This window comes from Methanoculleus sp. UBA430 (genome assembly GCF_002506585.1).
GTDB lineage: Archaea > Halobacteriota > Methanomicrobia > Methanomicrobiales > Methanoculleaceae > Methanoculleus.
This window is the reverse complement of record NZ_DAXW01000004.1, coordinates 94,875-119,608: the sequence shown is the minus strand read 5'-3', so window position 1 is coordinate 119,608 and position 24,734 is coordinate 94,875. Positions and strand designations below refer to the sequence as shown.

The following is a 24,734-nucleotide window of genomic DNA, read 5'->3' as shown; positions in this document are numbered from 1 at the left end:
GGCGCATGGAGCGTGCCCGGAGGGGACGCGGCGAATGTGCGCATATTTATGCCTTCCCCGGAGAAACACATAGTAGCTTCGATATATGAACAACCTTTGGCAAGCCGGGTGAATCCCCAATGGAAGAAACACAAACACAAGAGATGGATACGCCGCGAAAGCGCTACGAATTCAAGAAGATGCTTGAACGGCTTGCGGAGAAGGAAGGGAGCGGTACCGAGCTGATCACCCTCTATATACCTCCGGATAAGCAGATATACGACGTGACCGCGCAGCTCCGCGATGAGTTCGGACAGTGCGCAAACATCAAGAGCAAACAGACCCGGACGAACGTCCAGAGTGCCATATCCTCAATCCTCTCCCGACTGAAGTACTACAAGCGCCCGCCGGAGAACGGCATGGCGGTCTTCTGCGGCACGATCAACATCGGCGGCGACCGCACCGACCTCGACTGCGAGATCATCGAGCCGCCCGAACCGATCAACACCTACATGTACCGGTGCAGTTCTTCGTTCGAACTCGAACCGCTGCAGCAGATGCTCGGGGAGAAGGAGATCTACGGCCTGATCGTCCTCGACCGGCGGGAGGCCTACATCGGCTTTTTGCGGGGCAACCGTATCGAGCCGGTCCACGGAGTCACCTCGACGGTCCCCGGCAAGCAGCGAAAAGGGGGTCAATCGAGCGTCCGTTTCCAGCGACTGCGGCTGATCGCCATCAACGAATTCTACAAGAAGATCGGTGACCGGGCGAGCGATATCTTCCTTGCCGAGAAGGACTTCTTCGAGCGGTTCAAGGGCGTGCTGATCGGCGGCCCGACCCCGACGAAGGAGGAGTTCGAAGCGGGCGGCTACCTCCACCACGAGCTGCAAAAAAGGATTATCGGGCTCTTCGACGTCTCCTACACGAATGAGAGCGGGCTTGCCGAACTCGTCGAGAATGCATCGGATGCCTTGAAGGGCCTTGATATCATCAAGGAGAAGAACGTGATGAACCGGTTCCTCCAGGAGCTGGTAAAGGACGATGGAGCATCTTCCTACGGTGAGGAGAGCGTCCGGAAGAACCTGGAGCTTGGTGCCGTCGACACCCTCCTCCTCTCAGACAAACTCAGGCGAGCCCGACTGAAACTTGCCTGCCAAAACAGTGACTACACCGAGGAGCGGACGGTCAGCCTCGAGCCGGGCAAGCACATCAAGGACCTCGACTTCGGCACCTGCCCGAGCGACGGCTCCCCGCTCTACGTGGCAGAAGAGGCCGACATCATCGACGAACTGACGACCCTCGCGGACCAGAGCAGCGCGACGGTTCGGATCATATCGGATGACTTCGAAGAAGGCTCGATGCTTTATAACGCATTCGGCGGGATCGCAGCGATCCTGCGCTACAGGACCGGATACTGATGTTCCAGGAGAAGTACCAACAGATTGAGCGCATGCTCCGCGCATGCACCGGTGAGGAGGACGCCCTCCTCACGACAGGCGGGGATCACGCCGATCTCGCCTCAACGATAGCGTTCAAACGTGCGAAAGTTGAGAAGCGGGCTCCCGCAAAGATCGCCGCCGATATCGCGGAGAAACTCTCCGCGGACCCCTCGCTCGGCGATATCAGGGTCGAGGCGACCGGCCCCTACGTCAACTTCCGGTTCGGCCCCACACTCCTCGCCGACGCCGTCAGGGAAGCCCTTGATCCAGGCTACGGGGCCCTCCAGCGCCGAACGGGCCGGGTCGTGCTCGAACACACGAGCGCGAACCCGAACGGCCCGCTCCACGTCGGGCACATCAGAAACACCGTCATCGGCGACTCCCTCGCCCGGGCCTTCCGGAAGGCCGGACACGCGCTCGAGGTGCAGTATTATCTCAATGATATGGGGCGCCAGATCGCCATCGTCTCCTGGGGATTCGACCACCTCGATATCCCCCGCAAGGAGGGCGAGAAGCCGGACCATTACGTCGCCAGGGTCTACATCGCGGCGAACCGGGAGATCGAGAAGAATCCGGAGATCACAAAAGAGATCGACCACCTCATGCAGCTCGTGGAGCGCGGCGACGCGGAGACCGTGAAAAAGTTCCGCACAGCCGTCTCCCTCTGCGCGGAGGGGATCAAGGCGACCCTCGCGGCCTTAAACGTTCACCACGACCGGTTCGTCTGGGAGAGCGACTTCGTCCGGATCGGCGACGTCGACCGGATCATCGAGCGGGTCCGGCGCCTGCCGCAGGCCCACGAGGACGAGACCCTCTGGGTCAACCTCACCGAGCAGGGCTTCGAGAAGAAGTACATCCTCCGGCGGAGCGACGGCACGTCGGTCTACAGCACCCGTGACCTCGCCTACCACACCTGGAAGGGACGCAACTACGACAGGATGATCGACGTGCTCGGCGCGGACCACAAACTGATCGGCGCCCAGCTCCGGGCCACCCTCACACTCCTCGGCGAGCAGCCGCCCGAGATTGTCTTCTTCGAGTTCGTCTCCCTCCCCGAAGGCTCGATGAGTACCCGAGCGGGCAAATTCGTCTCGGCAGACGAACTCATCGAGGAGGTTGCCGCGAAGGCGTATGACGAGGTGACCACGCGCCGGCCGGAACTCTCCTTTGAGGAGCGGTGCGCCATCGCAAAGTCGGTCGCCATCGCCGCCATCCGCTACGACATCGTGAAGGTCTCCCCCGAAAAGAGCACGGTCTTTGACTGGAAGGAGGCTCTCGACTTCGAGCGACAGAGCGGCCCCTACATCCAGTACGCCCACGCCCGGGCCTGCAGCATCCTCGATAAGGCCGGGGAGTTTACGCGGACATACACGCTTGAGACCGAGCACGAGGTCGCGCTCGCCCGGCACCTTGCCCGGTTCCCGGCCGTCATCGAGCAGACCGTGGAGGAACTCCGCCCGCATCTCGTCGCCGCCTACGCCCGCGAGCTCGCCGACCTCTTCAACGCCTTCTACCACTACGATCCGGTCTTGAAGAGCGAGGGCGAGACCCGAAACAGCCGGCTCACGCTTGTGGACGCGGTCAGGAACACCCTGCAGGAGTCCCTCGCGACCCTTGGTATCGATGCGCTCAGAAGCATGTAAGGCTCTGCGGAAGCAGGGCTACCAGTTCGTCAGCCCCGCCTCCTCGGCGGCCGTCAAGCCCTGCATGTGGAACAAGCGGGCGCTCAGGGGCGGGGAGATGTGCTACAAGGCGCAGTTCTACGGCATCGAGAGCCACCGCTGCGTCCAGATGACCCCGACCCTCAAATGCAACCAGCAGTGCCTCTTCTGCTGGCGGTCGTTCGAGCACGAGGTCGTGGAAGAGGAGGAGTGCCCGCCGGAGGCGATCATCGCAAACCTTCGCCGCCTCCAGAAGAGGGCACTCTCGGGCTACAAGGTCTCGCCCTACGTCGCGCCGGAACGGTTCGCCGAAGCCCTCGCCCCCACGATGGTCGCAGTCTCCCTCTCCGGGGAGCCCACCTGCTACTCGCGGCTTGCTGACCTGATCGACGGCCTCAACGCCGACGGCTACACGACGTTCCTCGTCTCGAACGGCACCCGGCCCGAAGTCCTTTCCCGCTGCCGGCCCTACCAGGTCTACGTATCCCTCGACGCCCCCGACCGCGAGACCTACCTCCGGCTCTGCCGGCCGCAGGAGGACTACTGGGACCGGATCCGCGAGAGCCTTGCCGGGCTTGCCGATCGGCGGTCCGCCATCCGCACCACCGTGGTCCGGGGCTACAACGACTTCTGCCCCGAAGGCTACGCGGCGCTTTACCAGGATTCCGGGGCCCGGTTCGTGGAGGTAAAGGGTTATATGTATCTGGGGTACAGTAGGAACCGGCTGCAGAAGGACCAGATGCCTGAACACGAGGATGTCAGGGAGTTTGCGGAGAAAATTGCGCAGCATTGCGATTATGTTATCAGAGACGAGAGCCCGGCAAGCCGGGTCGTCTGTCTGGAGCGGAAGATATGAGATTCGATGTTGAAACGTTCAAGCAGAAGGCGAGAGAGGACTTCGAGCACGCATGGCACGAAGGGCCGTCGGTCCTGACCCCGGCAGGGGTTGCAGGCCGGTACCCCCGGCTGAAGTACACCCGGGCGACCCCGCACCCGATCTTCGAGATCGTGCAGCGGCTCCGCGAGACCTACCTTGCGATGGGGTTTGACGAGGCGATCAACCCCCTGATCGTCGAGGAATCGGACATCTACCGGCAGTTCGGCCCTGAAGCAATGGCCGTCCTCGACCGGGTCTTCTACCTCGGCGGCCTGCCCCGCCCGAACGTCGGGATCGCGAAGAAGCAGCTTGAGGGGATCGAGGGGATCCTCGGCCGTGCGCTGACGCCCCAGATCGAGGAGAAGCTCCGCGAGACCCTTCACGGCTACAAGAAGGGGACGATCGACGGCGACGAACTGACGCACGAACTCGCGGCCGTGCTCGAGGCCGACGACGCGACCGTGGTCCACATCCTGGATGCGGTCTTCCCGGAGTTCCGGGCGCTCGCCCCCGAGTCGTCGCGGAACACCCTCCGGAGCCACATGACGAGCGGCTGGTTCATGACGCTCTCCTCCATCTGGGAGAAGCGCCATCTCCCGATACGGCTCTTCTCGGTCGACCGGTGCTTCCGGCGCGAGCAGGAAGAGGGGCCCACCCGGCTGATGACCTACCACTCGGCCTCCTGCGTCGTTGCCGGGGAGGACGTCACCCTCGAAGAGGGGAAAGCCGTCAGCGAGGCCCTCCTCTCGGCCTTCGGCTTTGAGGAATTCCGGTTCCAGCCCGACGAGAAGCGGTCGAAGTACTACATGCCCGACACCCAGACGGAGGTCTACGCCCGCCACCCGGTCCTCGGCTGGGTGGAGGTCGCGACCTTCGGGATCTACTCCCCCTCGGCGCTCGCGGAGTACGGGATCGGCGTCCCGGTGATGAACCTCGGCCTCGGCGTGGAGCGGCTCGCGATGATCGCCTACCGTTCGAACGACGTCCGCGAACTCACCTACCCGCAGTTCTTCCCGCAGGACCTCTCCGACCGCGAGATCGCGGGTGCGGTCCACCTGCGTGTCGAACCCGCATCGGCGGTCGGGAAGCGGATGGCGGATGCGATCCGCACCACGGCCGCCGAGCACGCCGCCGCCCCCGGACCCTGCGCCTTCACCGCGTGGACCGGCGAGATTGCCGGGAGAGGGGTCGAGGTGATCGTCGAGGAGCCCGAGTCCAACACGAAGCTCTGCGGACCGGCCTGCGCGAACGAGGTCTATGTCCACAACGGCGCGGTGCTCGGCGTCCCCGACACCGAGAAGTGGGCGGAAGTCCGGCGTGACGGGGTCTCGACCGGCATCACCTACCTCGACGCCGTGGCAAGCCTCGCCGCCGCCCGGATCGAGGAGGCAGCACGGTGCGGGGAGGGGACCACTGTCCAGGTGAAGATGTCGAAGCTCCCCTCCGACGTCAACCTGCGGATCGAAGAGTACGCGATGCGCTACGTCACCGACCACAACAAAAAGGTGGACCTCCGGGGCCCGGTCTTCCTGACGGTCCGCTCCGTCATCCCGGAGCAGCAGACTTAACAAAGCCTTTCTCCCGCCCCGGCCTCTCTTTTTTTCCGGCGGTTTTGTCCCTGTCCGATTCGAGACATCTCCGAAGCAGCGGCAGCACGTCCCGCTGCGAGACCAGGTTGAACCGGGCCCGGCTCGGCGCGAGCCCGACCTTGACCGAGTAGGCTTCGGGGGACATCGCCGCAAAGAGGTCCTCGTCGGTCCGGTCGTCGCCGATGGCAAGGACGAAGTCCCAGGCCCGTCCCGTGATCCAGTTCAGCGCCGCCCGCCCTTTGTTGACGACATTGTTCTTGATCTCGATCACCTTGTTCCCGTCCAGCACACCGACGTCGAGGTTGGAGGTCAGGTACAGGAGATCGTCCTTGAGCTCCTTCGCCCTCTGCGCACCGAGCACCGGTTCAGTCCGGCGGTAGTGCCAGACGAGGGAGTAGTCCTTCTCCTCGATGAAGGAGCCGGGCGTGCGGTCCGTATAGAGTTCAAGAAGCGGCTGGATCTCCGCTTTCCACTCGTCCGAGAGTGCCTCGGGCATCCGCCACTCCCCGGATCGCTCTTTCACCCAGACGCCGTGCTCGGCGATGAGCCCGATATCCATCTCCCCAAACCAGTTCTCCAGCGTATGCCGGTCCCTGCCGCTGATCACCACCACCTCGTTTTCCGGCGTCTGAATCAGACTCTGGAGGACCTCCCGTGTGGCCTCGCCCGGAACCGCCTTCTGCGGTTTTGCGGCAAAAGGCACCAGGGTGCCGTCGTAGTCGAGGAGGAGGAGACGGCCCTTGCCGGCCCGATAGTCGGCGACCAGCTGTTCCCTGATGGCAGGGGTGACAATCTGCTCGGACCGCTCGACCTGGACGGTCCGGGCGTCGCCGAGACGGGTGAGGAAGTCGCCGACCCAGCGCTCGATGTCGTAGCGCATCAGTCTCCTCTGCATGATCCGGTTCCGCTCGATCTGCTCCTTCTCCGGCATGGCGAGCGCCGTCTCGATCGCCTCGATCACCGCGTCCTGGTCGTTGGGGTTGACGATGATCGCTTCGCCGAGTTCCTCGGCGGCCCCCGCCATCTCGGAGAGGATGAGCACCCCGGTGCCGTCGGTCCTGCTCGCGACGTACTCCTTCGCCATCAGGTTCATGCCGTCCCGGAGCGGCGTCACCAGGGCGACGTCGGCGGCGCTGTAGAACGCGACGAGCGTCTCGAACGGGAGAAAGTTGTAGAAGTAGCGGACCGGGGTCCAGTCGGTCGTCCCGTACTTCCCGTTGATCCGGCCGACGAGCTCGTCGAGCCGCTTCTTTAATGCCTTGTAACTGTTGACGCTCGTCCGGGACGGGACGGCGACGACGACGAAGGAGATCGTTCCCCGGTACTCCGGTTTCCGGTCAAGAAGCGCATCGAAAGCCTCGAGCCGGAGCGGGATCCCTTTCGTGTAGTCGAGCCGGTCAAACGAGAGGACGATCTTCTGTTTTCCGTACCGCTGCCGGACCTTGGCGATCTCCTTCTGGACCGGGTTGCTGCCCGCAGCGTCGGCGAACCGGTGGTAGTCGATGCCCATGGGAAAGAGGTCGGTCCGCACCACCCGGGTGCCGGTCCTGACCTCGCCGAAGGTGTGCTCGTAGCCGAGGAGCCGCCGGACGCTGGAGAGGAAGTGGCGGACGTAGCCGTAGGTGTGAAACCCGATGAGGTCCGCACCGAGGAGGCCGGCGAGGATCTCCTTCCTCCAGGGCAGGTGCCTGAATACCTCGAACGACGGGAAGGGGATGTGATGGAAGTAACCGATCTCTGCCTCGGGAAGGCGTTCCCGGAGCATCTGCGGCAGGAGCATCAGGTGGTAGTCGTGGACCCAGATGACATCGTCGGGCCGGGCGACCTCCATGACGGCATCGCAGAACCGCTCGTTCACCCGCTGGTAGACCTGCCACGTCTTGGGGTCATAGTCCACAAAGAGATTGAAGTAGTGCAGGAGCGGCCAGAGGGTGTTGTTGCAGAACCCGTCGTAGTAGTGTTTGATGTCGTACGGAGAGAGAAAAACCGGGTGGCACTGCTCCTTCCTTAATGCCTCGACGATCCGTTCCCTCTCTTCGTCCTGCTTTCTCTGGAGGTTCATGCCGGGCCAGCCGATCCAGAGACTCTCGTACGACTTGTAGAATGAGCCGACTCCGGTGGCAAGACCGCCGACACTCCGTTGCAGGCGGAAGTCGCCGTTCTTTTTTGAGAGACTGACCGGGAGCCTGTTCGATACTATCAGTAACCTGTTCATAGTTCGACCTGCTTACGATCGGATAGATTGATCGCATCACAAAGATTCTCAACTAAAATTAAGTTTTTGGAGAAATCTCCAAAAATTGCAGATATCGCGCTTCCGGCAACCATTTCTCCTCCCCGGCCTTCCCGACGCCGGCAGACACTTCAGACTTCGCACATGGTCGGATGGGCAGGTTCTGTCGGGGCATTTGCGGTAGCGGTTGGCGGAGGGAAGGTGGATTGGGGTGGGGGCGGTCAGAGCAACTGGACCGCGGTCATCGTATGTCAGAGGCCGGGGCGCGGAGAAAAAAGAGGATGCCGATCTGATTTCCGGGGTCACGCCCGGGCACGGATTCTCCGTGATTACGCACCTGACGGTGCTCGAACTCCTGCCCTACAGGCAGTCGCACTCACGAACCATCGCGTCCTGCGCCTCCATCCACTGGAGCGCCCGGCAGATCCACTGGCCCCCACCGCCCGGCGCTCCGCGCCTCCTCGCTCACACCTTCAGTGTTCATGCTCCGGCCTGTTTACGTGGGGTTCTGGTCTCCTGCCGTTGAAGTGCAACTAGAGGGCAGACCCCTGTGTGGGGCCGGCCCGTCCCCCTGCCTCCCCACCCGTAAAAGTTATATTATTCCAACACAATGTTAGGTATAGATAACAGGTGACGTGATGAAGACGCGATACGCGGTACAGATTGCGGCGGGAGCGATTATCGCAACTGCCGGGCTCCTCCTCCCGTTTCTCACGAGCGGGATGGAAGTGTTCTCCTCGGTCCTGGTGACGATCGGCCTCGTGATCCTCATGGTGGCCGCCGTGCGGCACTGGAGGTTCCGTGACGAGCCGGAGAAGGATGAGCGGATACAGAGGATCGGTGCATACGGTATCTCCTGGTCCTGGTTCCTCACCCTCATCTTCCTCGCGGTCCTCTTCTGGGTGGACTACCTCGGTGTCCTTGCCCTCACGGTCGATAGCGTGCTCCTCTCGACCATCCTGCTGATGGGGCTCTCGGCCCGCATCTTCCAGTGGTACTTCTTCCGGCAGGGGGACGTAGCATGAGAAGAACAAGCACGATAATCCGGCTCCGGAAGGGGGACGCCGGGTGAAGACCCGGATCAAGGAGCTCCGGGCGAAGGCGGGGCTCACCCAGGAGGAACTGGCGCAACAGGTCGGGGTCCGGCGGGAGACGATTGTCTTCCTCGAGAAGGGGAAGTACAACCCCTCCCTAAAACTCGCCTACAAGGTGGCCCGGACGCTCGGCTCCACCATCGAGGAGGTCTTCACATTCGAGGAGGAGGACCTGGCGTGACCGGACGCACGGTCCTGGACTGAGCGGGATACGCAGCGTCAACTACCCTGAGACCCACGACCATGATGCCAGAACGCCGTTGAAAGACGGACGAACCCGATTACGGGTTGGAGGTGACGTTTCCCGATGGCTGCCCGGCACCGGGCAGGAGAGCGGATCTCCACCCGGAGGACGACGACAACAAAACCAACTGAGGAACGCAAAAATGTATTGGGGGCATTTTTTACGTTAGGAATAGAAGAATAAAAGCATTATGATTTTGAATTTCTTTAATTTAATTCCCGATTCCTGATTAACCTCAAATTTTTGCTTAATCTCAAAAAAATAGTTTTTATTACATCCCGAAGATAATTTATGACGATGTCCCGATCATTCGGGATGAGCGCGGCGCCCGGGAATGATCATTCCGGTTTTCGAGAGAATCGTGCCATTTCATTCCCCTCTGTCGGCCCCTCCCCACCGACGCCGCATCTCGGGGCACCGGCCCGATCCGGCCTGCCGGAGTTCCGGACCGTCGCGACCCACGATCGGCAGACCGGGCAAAATGCCGGCCCCTTCCGGTCGGTATCTGCGATGGTATTCGAGAAGTGCATGGCACACCGGGGATTCTCGCAATGGGCGAGCCCGAAGGTGTGGCCGAGCTCGTGCACCGCCTCCACGACGGCCCGGCGCCGAAAGATGCCGGGGTCCTCCGGGAGGTTGTAGAACGATTGCCTGAGGCGGTGCTGGGATATGATGGCGATTCCGCGGTTCGCAATCCCGAAGACGAAGTTCATGCCCGCCAGGTAGAGATCGGCGTCGGTGACACCCAGTGCCCGGTCACACCCGGCGGCCTCGCCGGAGAGCAGGAGGGACTCAAGCACCATCTCAGCGTCATACTGGCTGCGGGCCGGGTTCCACGCGGTTGCAGCAAGCGGGATCCTCTTCCCGACCACCACGTCTGCGGAGAAGTACTCCTTCAAGGACTCCTGGAGCCACCTCATCTCCGCCGGATTGACCCTCCCGATAGGAACAAGGACGATACTCATGCAGGCACTCCCGCGCAGCGTACCGACCGGTGGGGACTTGATGATACCGGTCAGGAACCGCGATCACCATCCCCTCTAAGAAGACCGAAGAGCCGTGCGAGCGAGACGATGTCCTGCCGGTTATGCTCCACCACCGGGACGAGCGGGCCGGGGTTGTTGGTCCGGCGGTAGGACTCATAGAACTCCGGAACCACCCGGCTCGGAATATCATCCTCCCGCTCAATACCGAGAACTCCGGTCTCAAGCGCACAGAGGCGGCAGGACCCGAACGTTCCCCTCCAGCGCCTGCGTGCGGGGTAGAGGATATCGAAGTGCGGCAGGGCCAGGTCTGCCGGGATGCCGTGGCGGGTGAGCCGCTCGCCGATATAGGGGAGATCGAACGCCCTGCCGTTGAACGTGACAAGGGCCGCCCCGTCCGCTTCCAGGTATGGGACAAGAGCGGTGAGCGCCGCCGCCTCCTCCCCGACAGAGCGGAGCAGGTACTGGCGAACGGTGAGCGACCCCTGTTCGAGCCGGCCAAGGCCAATGAGGATGACCGGCCGGGCAAAGAGCCCCAGTGTCTCGATATCCAGGAAGAGAAGGTCTCCGGCATCATGAAACCGGCTGAGCTCGAGGATGAGCGGATCGGAGCGCCGGTGCCGCCGCCCGATCCACTCCGCAAGGCCGCGGGTATCCCCCTGTTCCACCGCATGAAGGAGCCGTGCGGCGTCCCGGCAGTAGAGCGGGTGCCGGGCAAGGTCGGCGACCGTCCGGTAACCCTGCCGCTCCAGCCTTCGTCCGGTCGCCTCACCGATCCCGGGAACGAGCGTGAGGTCGGCAAGGACCGCCGAGGCCGCCCGGTCCGGGTCCCGGCCGTTGAGGCCCACGGCGGACCGGGACTCGATGACGTAGCATGTGCCGGCAGGAGAGGCAACCTCACGGCCGCAGAAGACGTCCTCGACCCTCCGGTTCCGGTTCGTTGCAATGAGGCCGTCGTGGAGGTGCCGGGCCCGCTCGTAGTCGGAGAGCGACGGTGGCATGCGCTCCCACCCGGACGGGGTGCTCCTGCACGGGCCATCGCGCCATCCCTGATTGAACGGGTAAGCCATTCTGCCGACAGAGAGTTGTGCCTCCCGGCATTCAAATGTAACCGCCGCGTCGCGAAAGTGAACGGGAACCTGCCTCCGGCATCACCGCTGCAGATGCTGCTCCGGTATTTCAGCGTGTAGTTCGGGTTCAGACCGGCCACCGCAGCGTTCGCATACGCGTGGCAGGCGTTACAGACGGCGATAGGATCCTCTCCCTGCTCGCCTGCCTTCGCTGCCATCGCGCACTTCCTGACGGTCAGGAGCGCCTCACCGAACAGGGATTCCCGGACCTCGTACCGGTACTCGGGACCGAAGAGCACCCGTGTCGCCGCCGGTCGGCATCCAGAAGGCGCGGGCGATGACGCCGACATTCCTGCTCTGCACCTGCCACACCGCCCGCTCAATCTCGTTGTAGAGCAGGTCGTCGGCGCCGTCGCGGATAGCCCTGCGGTAGGCGGGCGGCAGCCCGGAGAACTCCCGGGCGGCCAGCTTCCACCGCACATCTACCGGAATCCGTTCGAATACGTCCATATCGTTGCCTCCTGCTGCCCGTGATGGTTTCCTGGTCGGTGCGGATGCACCACAACGCACAATACGGTTATCCGGGTGCTGCGCCCACCGGCTACCACGTAAATACTTTTACGGGCAACAATCAGAGAGAGCCATGACCGCCATACACGCGTTCCTGATCGATATCGACGGTGTCCTCTACGTCGGCGACCGGCCGATCGAGGGTGCAGACCGGGCACTCCGGGAACTCGACCGGCGGGGAATACCCTACCGGTTCGTCTCGAACACCACCCGCCGCTCCCGCGCCTCAGTTGCCCGCCGGCTGGAAAGCCTCGGCTACACCATCCCGGAGGCCTGGGTCATCACCGCCCCGGTCGCCGCCGCGGCACACCTCAAGGAAGGAGGCCGGACACGCTGCTTCCTCCTCACCACCTCCGACGCCCGGACCGACTTTGAGGGCGCGGGCATCCGGGCGGTCGAGGAGAACCCCGACGCCGTCGTGGTCGCCGACGCCGCCGAAGGGTTCACCTACGAGAACATGAACCGGGCGTTCCGGCTTCTCCTCTCCGGCGCAGACCTCGTCGCGCTCGAGAAAGACCGTTACTGGATGGGGTCGGACGGGTTGATGCTCTCGGCCGGCCCGTTCGCGGCCGCCCTCGAGTACGCCACCGGCAGGGAGGCAGAGGTGATCGGCAAACCCTCCCCGGCGTTCTTCTTCCGTGCGCTCGCAGAGACAGGGGCGCGTCCCGAAGAGGCCGCGATGGTCGGCGACGACATCGTCACCGATATCGGTGGTGCCCAGGCCTGCGGAATGAGAGGGATCCAGGTCAGGACCGGTAAGTACCGGGAAGAGACGCTCGCGTGGTCGGGCATCACACCGGACCTCGTCATCGACTCGCTTGCGGACCTGCCGGAGTACCTCTGAGGCGAGGACGGACTTACTCCCGGACGATGTACCGGGCCGGGGAGGAGGCGCCGTCCCCCATCCCCTCCCCCCGGAGCCGGGCCATGGCCGTCTCGCAGTACTCCGGGACGATATCGATGCCAATGAACCGTCGCCCAAGCCGATGGGCGACGAGCGTCGTCGTCCCTGCACCGTTGAAGGGATCGAGCACCAGATCCCCCCGGTAGGAGAAGAGTTTGATCACCCGCCGGGGGAGCTCCTCGGGAAACATCGCCGGGTGCCGGTAATCCCGCATCCTCGCCTCCGCCGGGAAGGCCCATCTCGCAAAGACCCACTCTTTGAACTCGTCGCCGGTGATATCGATCTTCTCTTTCTCTCCGGTCTTCTTATGCGTCTCCTTATCGAAGACCTCGATGAACTCCCAGGTATACTTCATGTACGGCATCGACGGCGATTTCCAGCTCCCCCAGGCGGTGTACCGGGCGCTATAGGTATTCTTCTCCCAGAGGATCTCCGCCTTCCAGAGGAAGCCGATATCGAGGATCTGTGACGAGATGACATGGTGCGTGGGGATGTAATCGGAGAAGAGAGGTTGTACGTTGACCGCCATCCGCCCGCCGGGTTTGAGAAGACGGTAGCACTCCTGCCAGATCGCTTTGAGCCCCCTGAAGTAATCGTCCCACTCGCAGGTATCGTTGTTGTCCGCGTAGTGGTGTCCGAAGTTGTAAGGCGGGGACGTGACGACGAGGTCGACGCTCCGATCCGGGATCTCCTGGAGCACCGCTGCGGCATCGCCGCAGATGATGCTGTCTACGAACTGCCGGACGGCGTGAGGCTCAGGAGTGTATACGGCATGCTTGCTCCCGGCGCCACGCCGGATCTTCCTTTTCTCCTTCCGGTTCGCTATGCCTTCCCACGGCACCCCGACATGACCCTCCGGGGTGCCGGTGGATCACAGGAGGGGTTAAGCGTAACCCTCTGCCTCACGCGGGGTGCGGGGTGCCGGAGATGTTGTGACGGCGTATGTCAACTTACTCATCTGGCTCCGCCGAACGATGGTCGGGTACCGGGCGGCCCGCTCAGCCAGAGAGGCAAACGTGGTGAATGCAGATCTTTCCATATATGAAACAGGGTGGGGCCGGTATTTAACCGCAAGCCGTGCGCGGGGTGAAAGTGGAGAACCGGGAGTGTGCCGGCGATCCCGCCCCTATCCGCCAACATTCCTGGACCTGTTCGTCAAATAAAACGGATATTCACACGGGTTTTGGTGAATTCTCGGTTATTCCGGCTATTCACCCTCCTGCCGCTGAAACGGCAACTGTTCCGTTGACAAGTGTTAATTGCATCCCCTGCGAATACATGAAACGAAGTGTCGTATGCTGGATATCAGTGATTTGCACGTGAGCGTGGATGACACCGAAGTGCTCCACGACATCAACCTCCACGTCGGGCAGGGGGAGACCCATATCCTGATGGGGCCGAACGGCTCGGGAAAGAGCACGCTGCTCAAAGCGATCATGGGGTTCGGCGGCTATACGATAACATCGGGATCCATCATTTTTAAAGGGCAGAATATCACCGGGATGCCGATCCACGAGCGGGCCCGTCTCGGGATAGGCATGATGTTTCAGCACCCGCCCGCGATCTCCGGGCTGAAACTCGGGAAACTGCTCACCGCCACATCCCACATGGGGGAAGAGGCGATAGAGGCGCTCGCGCAGTCGGTCAACATGGAGCACTTTCTTTCCCGGGACATCAACGTCGGGTTCTCCGGCGGTGAGATCAAACGGAGCGAGGTCTTACAACTGAAGGTCCAGCAGCCCGACTTCCTCATGCTTGACGAGCCGGAGAGCGGCGTCGACCTCGAGAACATGAACCTCATGGGCAAGGAGATCGCAAGCCTCCTCGAAAAAGACGTCCACATCGTCAACCGGCGCCGGAGCGGTCTCATCATCACCCACACCGGCTACATCCTCGATTACCTCGAGGCCGACCAGGGCCACGTACTGATCAACGGCCAGATCCGGTGCCACGGGAACCCCCGCGAGATCCTGCGGGTCGTCAAGGAGAAGGGATACGGAGAGTGTCTGCGTTGCAAACAGATGTAACCGATATGGAGCACCTCTCGGAGAAGGACCGGGAGCGCCTCGCCCTGACCGGCCTTGAGGTCGGGATGCAGAACCGGTGCGGGAGTTTCTTCCAGGTCGACCAGAAGGTGATCCAGACCACCTGCGGGGCCGAGGGGATCGAGATGCTCCCCATCAAGGTCGCCCTCGAGAAGTACGACTGGGTGAAGGACTACTACTGGAACGCCGTTCCGAAGGATAAGGACAAGTATACCCAGTTCGTGGCAAAGCAGGAGAACCCACAGGGCCTCGTCGTCATCGCCCACGAAGGCGTGAAGGTCGAGATGCCCCTTCAGGCCTGTCTCTTCCTCCGCGAGGAGCCGGTGCAGCACGTCCACAACCTCTTCATCGCGCGGGAAGGCTCGGAGATTCACATCATCTCCGGTTGCGCGAGTTCCTGGCAGAAGGAGCACGGGGCGCATATCGGGGTGACCGAGATCTACGTCGGCAAAGGCGCCAAAGTCACATCCACGATGATCCACAACTGGAACCCGGGGATCAGCGTCTTCCCGCGAAGCGCCACCGTCGTCGAAGAGGACGGCACCTTCCTCTCAAACTACATCTGCATGCAGCCGGTCAACCAGGTCAACATGTACCCGACGGCACGCCTGGTCGGGAAGAACGCCGTCGCCCGGTTCTCGAGCATCGTCGTTGCGACGCCGGGTTCAACCCTCGATCTCGGTTCCCGGACCATCCTTGCCGCCGAGCACACAAGCACCGAACTCATCACCCGGGCAATCACCACCGGCGGCAAGGTCATTTCACGGGGTCACATCCTCGGCGAGAAGGACAACACCCGGGGCCACATCGAGTGCAAGGGCCTGATCTTAAAAGACGGCATCATCCACGCCATCCCCGAGATCGAAGGGACCCTGACCGGCACCGAACTCTCTCACGAGGCCGCGGTCGGTAAGATCGCTCGCCACGAGATCGAGTACCTCATGGCCCGGGGACTCTCCGAGGAGGAGGCTACCGCAACCATTATACGCGGGTTCCTGGATGTAAAGATCAGCGGTCTGCCTGCAGTCCTGCAGACTCAGATCGATGCCGCGATCGATAAAGCTGAATCAGGATTCTGATTCGTGAGAGGGTATGACAGAGGCCGATCCCTGCCGGAAAGAGCGCGAGGAGATGGTGGAGTTCCAGATCCGGGCCCGGGGGGTCAGGGACGAGCGGGTGCTTGCCGCGATGGAGAAGATCCCGCGCCACTTTTTCGTGCCGAAGGGCTTTGAGCGTGCCGCCTACGAGGACCGGCCGCTTCCCATCGGGGAGGGGCAGACCATCTCTCAGCCCTACATCGTCGCCGTCATGACCGAACAACTCGCTCTGTCGCCAGAGGACCGGGTACTCGAGATCGGGACCGGCAGCGGCTACCAGTCCGCACTCCTCGCTGAACTCGCCGGGACGGTCATCTCGATCGAGCGCCTCCCGGACCTCGCCGACCGGGCGCAACAGAACCTCGCCCGGGCGGGAGTCACCGGCGTTACGGTCGTCGTCGGCGACGGCACGGAGGGGTATCCGCCGGAGGCGCCCTACAACGCCATCGTCGTCACGGCCGCATCGCCCGACATCCCCGACCCCCTGGTAACACAGCTCGCCGAAGGCGGGCGGCTGATCGCTCCCGTCGGGCCGCGGGACTGCCAGGACCTCATCAAACTCGTCAAGCGCGAGGGCAGGGTGGAGAAGATCCCGCTCGGCGGCGTCTGCTTCGTGCCGCTGATCGGGCAGTTTGGGTGGCGGGGAGAGGACGGCCTGTGACGGTCTACGACATCACCCGTCCCCTCTCTGAGGATACCCTCATCTACCCGGGGGATATCCGGCCCCGGTTCAACGAGATCGACAACGGGCAGTACCGGGTGACAGAGATGACCCTCGCGACCCACACGGGAACGCACATCGACGCCCCGTCTCATTACCTCGAGGGCGGGCTGACGGTCGATGCAATCCCGCCCGAGAGGCTCGCAGGACCGGCGCAGGTGCTCGACTGCAGCGATGCGGAAGGGATCATCGGTCCCGGCCACCTCGCCGGCCGCCTTTCCGGCACCCGGACGCTCCTCTTAAAGACCTGGTTCTCGGGACGGCAGGAGTTCGATCCCGGGTACCCGGGGCTCTCCCTCGAGGCGGCAGAAGTCCTCGTCGAGGCCGGGATCACCTGCCTTGGCACCGACACCCCGTCGATTGAGGAGTTTAACGGCGACGGCTCGGTCCACCGACTGCTGCTCGGGAGCGAGATGGTCATCCTCGAACTCCTCGATCTTGCGGCGGTCCCGGAAGGAGAATACTGCATGGCAGCGCTCCCGTTGCGGATCAAAGGCGCGGACGGGTCGCCTGTTCGGGCGATCCTCCGGGATAAGGAGGAATTGACGTGACGTTCTGGCACGATGCTATAGGAAAACTCGAGACGATCCTCGCGGACAGCGGGTGCGAGGACGGGATCGTGACGCTCAGGGTGAACTACGACGCAGATGTCTGCCAATACCCGAAAGGGGTCCCGATGGAGGGGCATTTCGGCGGGAAGCGGGGACAGTTCATCACGAGCGAACCCGTCCGGGCCAACACCCGGATCTCATTCATGTTCGGCGCACCGCTCGCAAACCAGAAACAACGAGCGGCGGCGGGCGCGATCGTCAACGCCGTCTCGGCGTTCCTCTGCCTCTCGCGGAAACTCCGCCCCTGCACCCCCGACTGCTACGGCCCCTGCCTTGCGGAACTCTCCCGCGAGGTCGCCGGAAAATGCGTCTACCTCGTCGGCCCGATGCCGGTCCTCGAGCGGGCCCTCGGGAATCAGGTGGTCGACTCGCCGGAAGCGGCCGATCTCTTCCTGGTCGCCGGCGACGGCATGACGACCGACGCGGGGGTCGCCTGCATCGACGAGTACCGGGGACGGAAGCGGATGATCTTCCTCGGGCCGTCGACCGCCGGGGTCAGTGCCCACATAAATCTCGAACACTGGTGCCCTCACGGCCGATGAATACCTTTTTTTAGGGAAGAAATGAGTATACAGGAGTATGCTTTTCGGCTCTTCCGGAATCCGGCGGGAATTTGACCCCGGTCTCGTCGATCTCGCGCTCCGCATAGGAGCAGCCACTGCAGGCGGCGCATCGGGCGTCGTCGTGGGCAGGGATACCCGCACGACCAGCGAGTTACTGGAACACTGCATCATCGCCGGGATGCTCTCGGCCGGTGCAACCGTCTACACCTGCGGCATCGCGCCCACCCCGACGGTCGCACACGCGACAGGGTACGTGGACGCAGGGTGCATGATCACCGCCTCGCATAACCCCGAGTCCTACAACGGGGTAAAACTGCTCAACCCCGACGGCTCGTCGTTCACCCTCCGGCAGCAGACAGCGATCGAGGAGGCGCTCAGGAGTTCCCACTGGAAGAGCTGGGACGAGCAGGGGCGCGTCCTTCCTACCGATGCGGTTGATGCGCACCGGGACGCAATCCTCGACCGGATAAGCCTCTCGCGACCGATCAGGGTCGTGCTCGACTGCGGCAACGGTGCGGGAGGTGTCGTCAGCCCCGACCTCCTTGCAGCGGCGGGGGTGACCGTCGTCGGGCTGAACTGCAACGTCTCCGGCCGGTTTGCCCGGCCTTCGGAGCCGCTCGAGGCGAACCTCCCCTACATCGGGGAGCTTGTCCGGAAGCGGGAGGCCGCATGTGCGATCATCCACGACGGCGACGCCGACCGGATGATGGCCTTCGACGAGCGGGGCCGCTACATCGACGGGGACCACCTCCTGATGCTCTTTGCGAAGTACCTCGACCGGAAGCGCGTCGTCACCACCGTCGACGCCTCGATGGCGATCGAGGAGGTCGCGGAGGTCCACCGCACCCCCGTCGGCGACAGTTTCGTCTCCGAGGAACTCCTCTCCTGGGGAGATTTCGGCGGCGAGGCGTCGGGAAGCTGGATATTCCCCGAACACTCCTTCTGCCCGGACGGGATCTACGCCGCGGCCCTCCTCTGCGAGATCGCGTCCGAGTGGTCGATTGCAGAGGAACTCGACCGGATGCCGAGGTACACCCTCCTTCGGGAGTCCTACCGCATCGGATCGCCCCGCGAGGTTATGACGGCGATGGGAGCCGACGAACCGACCCACGGGGTCCGGTTCGAGGACGAAGACGGCTGGTACCTGGTCCGGGCAAGCGGGACCGAACCGAAGGTCCGGATCACGGCCGAGGGAAGGACGCGCGAGAAAGCGAAAGAGATGCTCGATCTGGGACAGGCCGCCCTGGAGCGAGCGAAACGGAGTCTGGAGTAAGTCTATGCAGTGTGTCGTACTTGCAGCAGGAGAGGGGAAACGGATGCGCCCGCTGACCGCCCGGCGCCCGAAGGTGATGCTCCCTATCGCCAACCGCCCGATGATGGAACACCTGGTTATCGCGGCCCGCGATGCGGGGATCACCGACTTCATCTTCGTCGTCGGCTACTTCGAGCGGGAGATTCGGAACCACTTCGGGGACGGCAGCGCCCTCGGGGTGAAGATAACCTACGTGACCCAGCGGCACCAGCTCGGTACCGCAGACGCCCTGCGGGCTACGGCAGGAATGGTCAACGACCGGTTCCTCCTCTTAAACGGCGACATGGTCCTCAAGAAGGACGATATCAGGGAACTCTGCCGGGGGAGTGCCCCGTGCGTCGGGATCCACGAGACGGACCACCCACAGGACTATGGCGTGGTGACCGTGGAAGGGAGCCGTATCACCGGTCTCGAGGAGAAGTCGGAGCACCCCAAGAGCAACCTGATCAACGCTGGTGCCTACCTCTTTGACCCCGGCATCTTTGACCTCCTGACCGGGATTAAAGTCTCCGGCCGCGGGGAGTTCGAACTGACCGATGCCCTCGAGACCTACATCAGGGACGGGACGCTCACCGGATACCCGCTGGATTACTGGCTCGACGTCGGACAACCGTGGGACCTCCTGGATGCAAACGAAGCGCTCCTCTCCTCGATGCACCACGAACAGTGCGGTACCGTCGAAGACGGGTGCACCATCCCGGAGGGGGTCAGCATCGGGAAAGGAACGGTGATCCGGGCCGGGACCTACATCGAGGGAGCCTGCACCATCGGCGAGAACTGCGTCATCGGCCCCCACGCTTACATCCGGGGCTCGACTGCTATCGGCGACGGCTGCCACATCGGGCACTCGACCGAGATCAAGAACTCCATCATCATGCCGGGGACGAAGGTCCCGCACTTCAACTACATCGGCGACAGCATCGTCGGAAGCGGGTGCAATTTCGGGGCGGGCACCAAGGTCGCAAACCTCCGGCACGATAACGGGCCGGTGAAGGTCTGCGGGAAGACGACCGGCCGGCGGAAGTTCGGCGCCATCATCGGCGACAACGTCCTCTTCGGGATCAACTGCTCGGTCAACGTCGGGAGCCTCATCGGTAGCAATGCGAGGATCGCCCCCCACTCCCTCGTAGAGGGATGTATCGAGGAAGGATCGATCATCAGGTGATATGATGCAGGCAGTCATTTTAGCAGCGGGAGAAGGGAGCCGCCTCCGGCCGCTGACCCGGAGCAAGCCCAAAGCCATGCTTCCGGTCGCGAACCGGCCGATCATCGAGTACGTCATCGACGCCCTCCTCGAGAACGGGATCCGGGACATCGTGGTGGTGGTCGGCTACCGCAAGGAGGACGTCATCCGGCACTTGAACAGGCTCGACGCCCCCATCCAGGTCGCCGTGCAGGAGCGGCAGCTCGGCACCGCCGACGCCCTCCGGGCGGCCCAGACCGAGATCACGGACGACTTTCTGGTCCTCCCCGGCGACAACTACATCAACGCGGAGTCGATAGCCCGGATCAAGAGGGAGCGGAACGCCATGCTCGTCGCCGAGCACCCGAACCCCTCGAACTTCGGGGTCGTGGTGATCAGGAACGGTCTCGTCCGCGAGATCATCGAAAAGCCCGAGGATGCCCCGACGTTCACGGTATCGACCGGGATCTACTCGTTCACACCCGATGTCTTCTCCTACCTCCATACAACCGAGATCCCCGACGCCCTCGCCGCCATGATCGCGACGGGCAAGCGGATACGGGCGATCCCGGCGGACGACTGGCAGGATGCCATCTATCCCTGGGACCTCCTGAAGCTCAACAGCCGGATGCTCAGGGGGATCACGCCCGAGATCGGCGGGATGGTCGACGCATCCGTCATCCGCCGGGGCACCGTGCATATCGGCGCCGGGACGACCGTCGGCCCGAACACCGTGATCTACGGTCCCGTCACCATCGGAAACAACTGCAACATCGGCCCGAACTGCGTCATCATGCCGGACGTGAGCATCGGCGATAGGGTGGTGCTTGAGCCGTTCACCTACGTCGCCGACTCCCTCATCATGGGCGACGTCAAGATCGGGTCACACTCGCGGATCGTCTCGGCGGTTTTCGGCCAGGGGTGCATCCTCGCCGACCACACCACCACCTACCCGTCGGCGAGTTTCATTGAGGTCGGGGGCCGGGTCCAGAAGGAGGAGTTCGGCGCAGTCCTCGGTGAAGGGGTCCGTGCGGCACCATTCACAACATTTAAAAACTGTATTGCAGGTAACAATGTTATCATCGAGGAGGGGAAGACAGTGAGTGGTCTCATCGAGGACGCCACCCGGGTGATGTAGATGTGCGGAATTGTCGGCTACATCGGTAGACGGGAGGCGACACCAATCCTGATCCAGGGATTGAAGCGGCTAGAGTACCGGGGCTACGACTCGTTTGGGCTCGCAACGGTCGGGAGCGCGATCGAGGTCTACAAGAAGACGGGCCGAATCTCGGACGGCGAGGCCGGGGCCGCCGATCTGCACGGGTGCACGGGGATCGGACACACCCGGTGGGCCACGCACGGCGAACCCAACGACATCAACGCCCACCCACATACGGATTGCATGGATAAGATCGCCGTGGTGCATAACGGGGTCATCGAGAACTACAGAGAACTGAAACGACAGCTCGAAGGGCGCGGCCACACGTTTCGGTCCGAGACCGATACCGAGGTGATCGCCCACCTCATCGAGGAGCACTACGACGGAGACCTCCTCAGTGCGGTCAACGCGACCCTCCCCCTGCTCAAAGGTTCCTATGCCCTCCTCGCGATCGCGGAGAATACGCAGAGGATCGTCGCCGCCCGCGACGCGAGCCCGCTCGTTCTCGGCATCGGCGATGCCGAGGTCTTTGCTGCCTCGGATATGACGCCGCTCCTCGAGTACACCGAGCGCGTTATCTACCTGGAAGACGGCGACGTCGCCGACATCAGGCCCGGCAGTTTCACCATCTTTCATGGTGGCGAGAAGGTGGAGCGCCCGGTCGAACTGATTAACTGGTGCGTCGAGGATACCCGGAAGGGTGGGTTCGCTCACTATATGTTAAAGGAGATCTACGAGCAGCCCCAGTCCTTCTACGAGACCATCCGGGCCGGTATCGACGATAAGGTGCGGCAGATGGTCACGGAGGTCGACGATATCACCCTCGTTGCGTGCGGGACGTCGTATCACACCGCCCTGATCTTCAAGTACCTGGCGGAATCGCTCTGCTGTATACCGGTGCGGGTCGAGATGGGGTCGGAGTTCAAGTACTTCACCCCGCCCCTCCACGGTCTCGTGATCGCGGTCTCCCAGTCAGGAGAGACCGCGGATACGATCGCCGCCTTAAAGATGGCGAAAGCTCGCAACTGCCCCACGCTTGCCATCACCAACATGCAGGGGAGCACGGTCACCCGTATCGCAGACGAGACCCTGCTTATGCGGGCCGGCCCTGAGATCGGCGTCGCCGCAACCAAGTCCTACACGGCGCAGCTTGCTGCGTTGATGCAGATCCTCAACGCCCGGTGCGAGGGCGTCTTCGACGATGTCCTCTCTCATGCGCACCTCGCTATCAGCGATGTTCTCCTCGGCGAGATCAAGGAGGCGGTCACCCTCTGTTCAAAGGCCGAGCACGTCTTCTTCGTGGGAAGAGGGGCGTTCTATCCGGTCTCGATGGAGGGCGCCTTGAAGATGAAGGAGATCAGTTACGTCCACGCCGAGGGGTATGCGGCGGGAGAACTCAAGCACGGGCCGTTCGCCCTCCTCACGGAGGAGACGCCGGTGGTCGCCATCTGCACCCCCGGACCGACCTACGATGTTATGGCTTCGAACATCAAGGAGATGAAAGCCCGCAAAGCCCCGGTCATCGCGCTCGGCGTTGCCGGCGATACGGAGCTCGCTGAGATAACGGACATCTTCATCCCCATCCCGAACACACACCTTCTGGTGCAGGTGCTGACCGCGTCGGTCACCCTCCAGCTGCTCGCTTACCACACGGCATGCGCGTTGCAGCGGGACGTCGACAAACCGCGGAACCTGGCAAAGAGCGTGACCGTTGAATGATAGAATATGGACGTAACGCCCTCGGCGAGGGGGCGGTGATATTCGAGCCGGTGACCATCGGGTTTCCGTCCCGCGACCGGATCGGCGAGAAAGGCTACCCGGGTGCCACCATCGGGAGGAACGCGGTCCTCCGGTCGGGGACCATCGTCTACTGCGACGTGACGATCGGCGAGGAGTTCCAGACCGGCCATAATGTGTTGATCCGCGAGAAGACGACCATCGGGGACCGCGTCGCGATCGGGACGGCGGCGGTGGTCGAGGGTGACTGCACGATCGGTGACGATGTCCGCCTCCAGAGCCTGGTCTATATTCCTACCGGCGCCCGGATCGGCAACCGGGTCTTTGTCGGCCCGAACGCCGTGCTGACAAACGACCGCTACCCCCCGGGCCCCCACGAGTCTCTCCGCGGTCCGGTGATCGGGGACGACGCCGTCATCGGTGCGAACGCGACGATCCTCCCCGGCGTCGTCGTCGGCGAGGGAGCGTTCGTCGCCGCCGGTGCGGTGGTGACAAAGGACGTCCCACCGGGGGTGCTCGCGGTCGGTGCGCCGGCACGGTTCCGGCCGCTGCCCGCGGAGGCAAGGCGGTGCCGGTGAAGATCCCCATCGCCCGACCGCTCGTCGGGGAGGAGGAGGTCGAGGCCGTCGCCCGCGTGATGCGGTCGGGGATGCTGGCCCAGGGATCGGTCGTCACGGAGTTTGAGTCGCGGTTTGCGGAGTACTGCGGTGCTGCCCACGGGATTGGCGTCAACTCAGGGACGACGGCGCTCCATGCGGCCCTCCTTGTCGCCGGCGTCGGGCCGGGGAACTCGGTGGTCGTGCCGGCGTTCACGTTCTTTGCGACGGCGTCCGCGGTCTCGATGTGCGGGGCGACGCCGCTTTTTGCAGACGTCGATCCCGCGACATTCAACATCGACCCGGAGTCGGTCGAAAACCTCATCCGGCCCGAGACCCGGGCGGTCATCGGGGTCCACCTCTTTGGGCAGCCGTTCGACGTCGCCGCCGTCCGCGAGATCTGCGAGGACCGCGACCTCGTCCTCATCGAGGACGCGGCCCAGGCACACGGTGCGGAGTATCACGGGAAGCGGGCGGGGAGCCTCGCCGACATTGGCTGCTTCTCGTTCTACCCGACGAAGAACATGACCACCGGTGAAGGGGGCATGGTCACGACCGACGACGACCTCCTTGCGGAGAAGGTCCGGCTCCTCATCAACCACGGGCAGAGCAAAAAATACCTCCATACCGTCATCGGCTACAACTACCGGATGACGAACATCGCCGCCGCCATCGGCCTCGTGCAGGTCGAGCGGGTCGAGGGATTCAACGAGCGGAGGATCTACAACGCTCGCTACCTCGACCGGCATCTGGCAGGCACGGGGCTCGTCACTCCTCACGTTGCGCCGGGCGTCCGGCACGTCTACCACCAGTACGTGGTGAGGCTCCCCGCTGGCTACCCGCTCTCGAGGGACGCGTTCATGACCGCTCTTTCCGAGCGGGGGATCGGGACCGCCGTCCATTACCCCATCCCTGTCAACCGGCAGCCGGTCTACCAGGGCGAAAACCCTTCCTGCCCGGTCGCAGACGACCTTGCGGCATCGGTCGTGAGCCTGCCGGTCCACCCCTCGGTGACGGACGACGAACTGGCCTGTATCTGCGATGTGATCCGAGGACTGCAGTGAACT

24 protein-coding genes are annotated in these 24,734 nt (G+C 63.2%); 19 read left to right on the top strand and 5 right to left on the bottom strand.

From position 1 onward, the window contains the following. The first annotated feature begins 119 nt into the window (after positions 1–119). The 4 genes from prf1 to sepS are packed head-to-tail and all read left to right on the top strand — an operon-like array spanning position 120 to position 5,524. The gene (prf1, locus tag BRA49_RS04705; protein ID WP_292383955.1) at positions 120–1,397 is read left to right on the top strand and encodes a peptide chain release factor aRF-1; all 1,278 of its coding nucleotides are present in this window, start codon (positions 120–122) and stop codon (positions 1,395–1,397) included. Further along, the gene (argS, locus tag BRA49_RS04700) at positions 1,397–3,061 is read left to right on the top strand and encodes an arginine--tRNA ligase (RefSeq protein ID WP_292383954.1); all 1,665 of its coding nucleotides are present in this window, start codon (positions 1,397–1,399) and stop codon (positions 3,059–3,061) included. The genes prf1 and argS overlap by 1 nt, the downstream gene beginning before the upstream one ends. After that, a complete protein-coding gene (gene twy1 / locus BRA49_RS04695; RefSeq protein ID WP_292383952.1) occupies positions 3,042–3,935 on the top strand; it encodes a 4-demethylwyosine synthase TYW1 in 894 nt (297 codons plus the stop codon). The genes argS and twy1 overlap by 20 nt, the downstream gene beginning before the upstream one ends. Then, entirely contained in the window at positions 3,932–5,524 is a 1,593-nt protein-coding gene (sepS, locus tag BRA49_RS04690; protein ID WP_292383951.1) for an O-phosphoserine--tRNA ligase, read from the top strand. The genes twy1 and sepS overlap by 4 nt, the downstream gene beginning before the upstream one ends. Here sepS and BRA49_RS04685 read toward each other — a convergent pair. Beyond that, entirely contained in the window at positions 5,502–7,760 is a 2,259-nt protein-coding gene (locus BRA49_RS04685; protein WP_292383949.1) for a bifunctional alpha,alpha-trehalose-phosphate synthase (UDP-forming)/trehalose-phosphatase, read from the bottom strand. The two genes, sepS and BRA49_RS04685, sit on opposite strands and share 23 nt — an antisense overlap. A gap of 343 nt (positions 7,761–8,103) precedes the next feature. Between BRA49_RS04685 and BRA49_RS04680 the strand changes: the two genes are divergently transcribed. From BRA49_RS04680 to BRA49_RS04670, 3 genes are all read left to right on the top strand, one after another. Beyond that, positions 8,104–8,304: a hypothetical protein gene (locus BRA49_RS04680; RefSeq protein WP_292383947.1), complete on the top strand. Its 201-nt coding sequence runs from the start codon at positions 8,104–8,106 to the stop codon at positions 8,302–8,304. 112 nt (positions 8,305–8,416) lie between these two features. Then, positions 8,417–8,803, top strand: coding sequence for a hypothetical protein (locus tag BRA49_RS04675; protein ID WP_292383946.1), 387 nt, complete (start codon positions 8,417–8,419; stop codon positions 8,801–8,803). A gap of 43 nt (positions 8,804–8,846) precedes the next feature. Further along, positions 8,847–9,053: a helix-turn-helix transcriptional regulator gene (locus BRA49_RS04670; RefSeq protein WP_292383945.1), complete on the top strand. Its 207-nt coding sequence runs from the start codon at positions 8,847–8,849 to the stop codon at positions 9,051–9,053. Between the two features lie 401 nt (positions 9,054–9,454). On the opposite strand, the gene BRA49_RS04665 is transcribed toward BRA49_RS04670, so the two are convergent. The 3 genes from BRA49_RS04665 to BRA49_RS04655 form a co-directional block, all read right to left on the bottom strand. After that, positions 9,455–10,081, bottom strand: a complete 627-nt coding sequence (locus tag BRA49_RS04665; RefSeq protein ID WP_292383944.1) for an archaemetzincin family Zn-dependent metalloprotease — start codon at positions 10,079–10,081, stop codon at positions 9,455–9,457. A gap of 50 nt (positions 10,082–10,131) precedes the next feature. Then, positions 10,132–11,100, bottom strand: a complete 969-nt coding sequence (locus BRA49_RS04660) for a ribonuclease H-like domain-containing protein (protein ID WP_292383942.1) — start codon at positions 11,098–11,100, stop codon at positions 10,132–10,134. A gap of 315 nt (positions 11,101–11,415) precedes the next feature. Further along, the gene (locus tag BRA49_RS04655; protein ID WP_292383941.1) at positions 11,416–11,679 is read right to left on the bottom strand and encodes a hypothetical protein; all 264 of its coding nucleotides are present in this window, start codon (positions 11,677–11,679) and stop codon (positions 11,416–11,418) included. A gap of 133 nt (positions 11,680–11,812) precedes the next feature. Here BRA49_RS04655 and BRA49_RS04650 point away from each other — a divergent pair, with 133 nt between their 5' ends. Beyond that, on the top strand, positions 11,813–12,583 hold the full coding sequence (locus tag BRA49_RS04650; protein ID WP_292383940.1) for a TIGR01458 family HAD-type hydrolase: 771 nt from the start codon (positions 11,813–11,815) through the stop codon (positions 12,581–12,583). A 13-nt stretch (positions 12,584–12,596) separates the two neighbouring features. Here BRA49_RS04650 and BRA49_RS04645 read toward each other — a convergent pair whose 3' ends face one another. Further along, positions 12,597–13,484, bottom strand: coding sequence for a DNA-methyltransferase (locus tag BRA49_RS04645; protein WP_292383939.1), 888 nt, complete (start codon positions 13,482–13,484; stop codon positions 12,597–12,599). A gap of 454 nt (positions 13,485–13,938) precedes the next feature. On the opposite strand from BRA49_RS04645, the gene BRA49_RS04640 reads away from it, so the two are divergent. From BRA49_RS04640 to BRA49_RS04590, 11 genes are read left to right on the top strand one after another with little or no spacing between them, the layout of a single operon-like run. Continuing rightward, positions 13,939–14,670 (top strand): ABC transporter ATP-binding protein, encoded by a 732-nt coding sequence (locus BRA49_RS04640; RefSeq protein ID WP_292383938.1) that lies wholly within the window; start codon positions 13,939–13,941, stop codon positions 14,668–14,670. Between the two features lie 5 nt (positions 14,671–14,675). Then, the gene (locus BRA49_RS04635) at positions 14,676–15,767 is read left to right on the top strand and encodes a SufB/SufD family protein (protein ID WP_394339104.1); all 1,092 of its coding nucleotides are present in this window, start codon (positions 14,676–14,678) and stop codon (positions 15,765–15,767) included. A gap of 13 nt (positions 15,768–15,780) precedes the next feature. After that, positions 15,781–16,446 carry a protein-L-isoaspartate(D-aspartate) O-methyltransferase gene (locus tag BRA49_RS04630; RefSeq protein ID WP_292383935.1) on the top strand — a complete coding sequence of 222 codons (666 nt, stop codon included), beginning with the start codon at positions 15,781–15,783 and terminating at the stop codon, positions 16,444–16,446. Continuing rightward, positions 16,443–17,057 carry a cyclase family protein gene (locus BRA49_RS04625; RefSeq protein ID WP_292383933.1) on the top strand — a complete coding sequence of 205 codons (615 nt, stop codon included), beginning with the start codon at positions 16,443–16,445 and terminating at the stop codon, positions 17,055–17,057. Before BRA49_RS04630 ends, BRA49_RS04625 begins: the two co-directional genes overlap by 4 nt. Further along, positions 17,054–17,659, top strand: coding sequence for a hypothetical protein (locus BRA49_RS04620; protein WP_292383932.1), 606 nt, complete (start codon positions 17,054–17,056; stop codon positions 17,657–17,659). Before BRA49_RS04625 ends, BRA49_RS04620 begins: the two co-directional genes overlap by 4 nt. Before the next feature lie 37 nt (positions 17,660–17,696). Then, positions 17,697–18,953 carry a phosphoglucosamine mutase gene (glmM, locus tag BRA49_RS04615; protein WP_292383930.1) on the top strand — a complete coding sequence of 419 codons (1,257 nt, stop codon included), beginning with the start codon at positions 17,697–17,699 and terminating at the stop codon, positions 18,951–18,953. Positions 18,954–18,957: 4 nt separating this feature from the next. Beyond that, complete coding sequence (gene glmU, locus BRA49_RS04610; protein ID WP_292383927.1) at positions 18,958–20,157, top strand: bifunctional sugar-1-phosphate nucleotidylyltransferase/acetyltransferase; 1,200 nt, start codon at positions 18,958–18,960, stop codon at positions 20,155–20,157. A gap of 4 nt (positions 20,158–20,161) precedes the next feature. After that, the gene (gene glmU, locus BRA49_RS04605; RefSeq protein WP_292383926.1) at positions 20,162–21,313 is read left to right on the top strand and encodes a bifunctional sugar-1-phosphate nucleotidylyltransferase/acetyltransferase; all 1,152 of its coding nucleotides are present in this window, start codon (positions 20,162–20,164) and stop codon (positions 21,311–21,313) included. After that, the gene (glmS, locus tag BRA49_RS04600; protein WP_292383924.1) at positions 21,314–23,053 is read left to right on the top strand and encodes a glutamine--fructose-6-phosphate transaminase (isomerizing); all 1,740 of its coding nucleotides are present in this window, start codon (positions 21,314–21,316) and stop codon (positions 23,051–23,053) included. After that, positions 23,050–23,649, top strand: coding sequence for an acyltransferase (locus BRA49_RS04595; RefSeq protein ID WP_292383922.1), 600 nt, complete (start codon positions 23,050–23,052; stop codon positions 23,647–23,649). The genes glmS and BRA49_RS04595 overlap by 4 nt, the downstream gene beginning before the upstream one ends. After that, positions 23,646–24,731 carry a DegT/DnrJ/EryC1/StrS family aminotransferase gene (locus BRA49_RS04590; RefSeq protein ID WP_292384027.1) on the top strand — a complete coding sequence of 362 codons (1,086 nt, stop codon included), beginning with the start codon at positions 23,646–23,648 and terminating at the stop codon, positions 24,729–24,731. Before BRA49_RS04595 ends, BRA49_RS04590 begins: the two co-directional genes overlap by 4 nt. Positions 24,732–24,734: the final 3 nt, after the last annotated feature.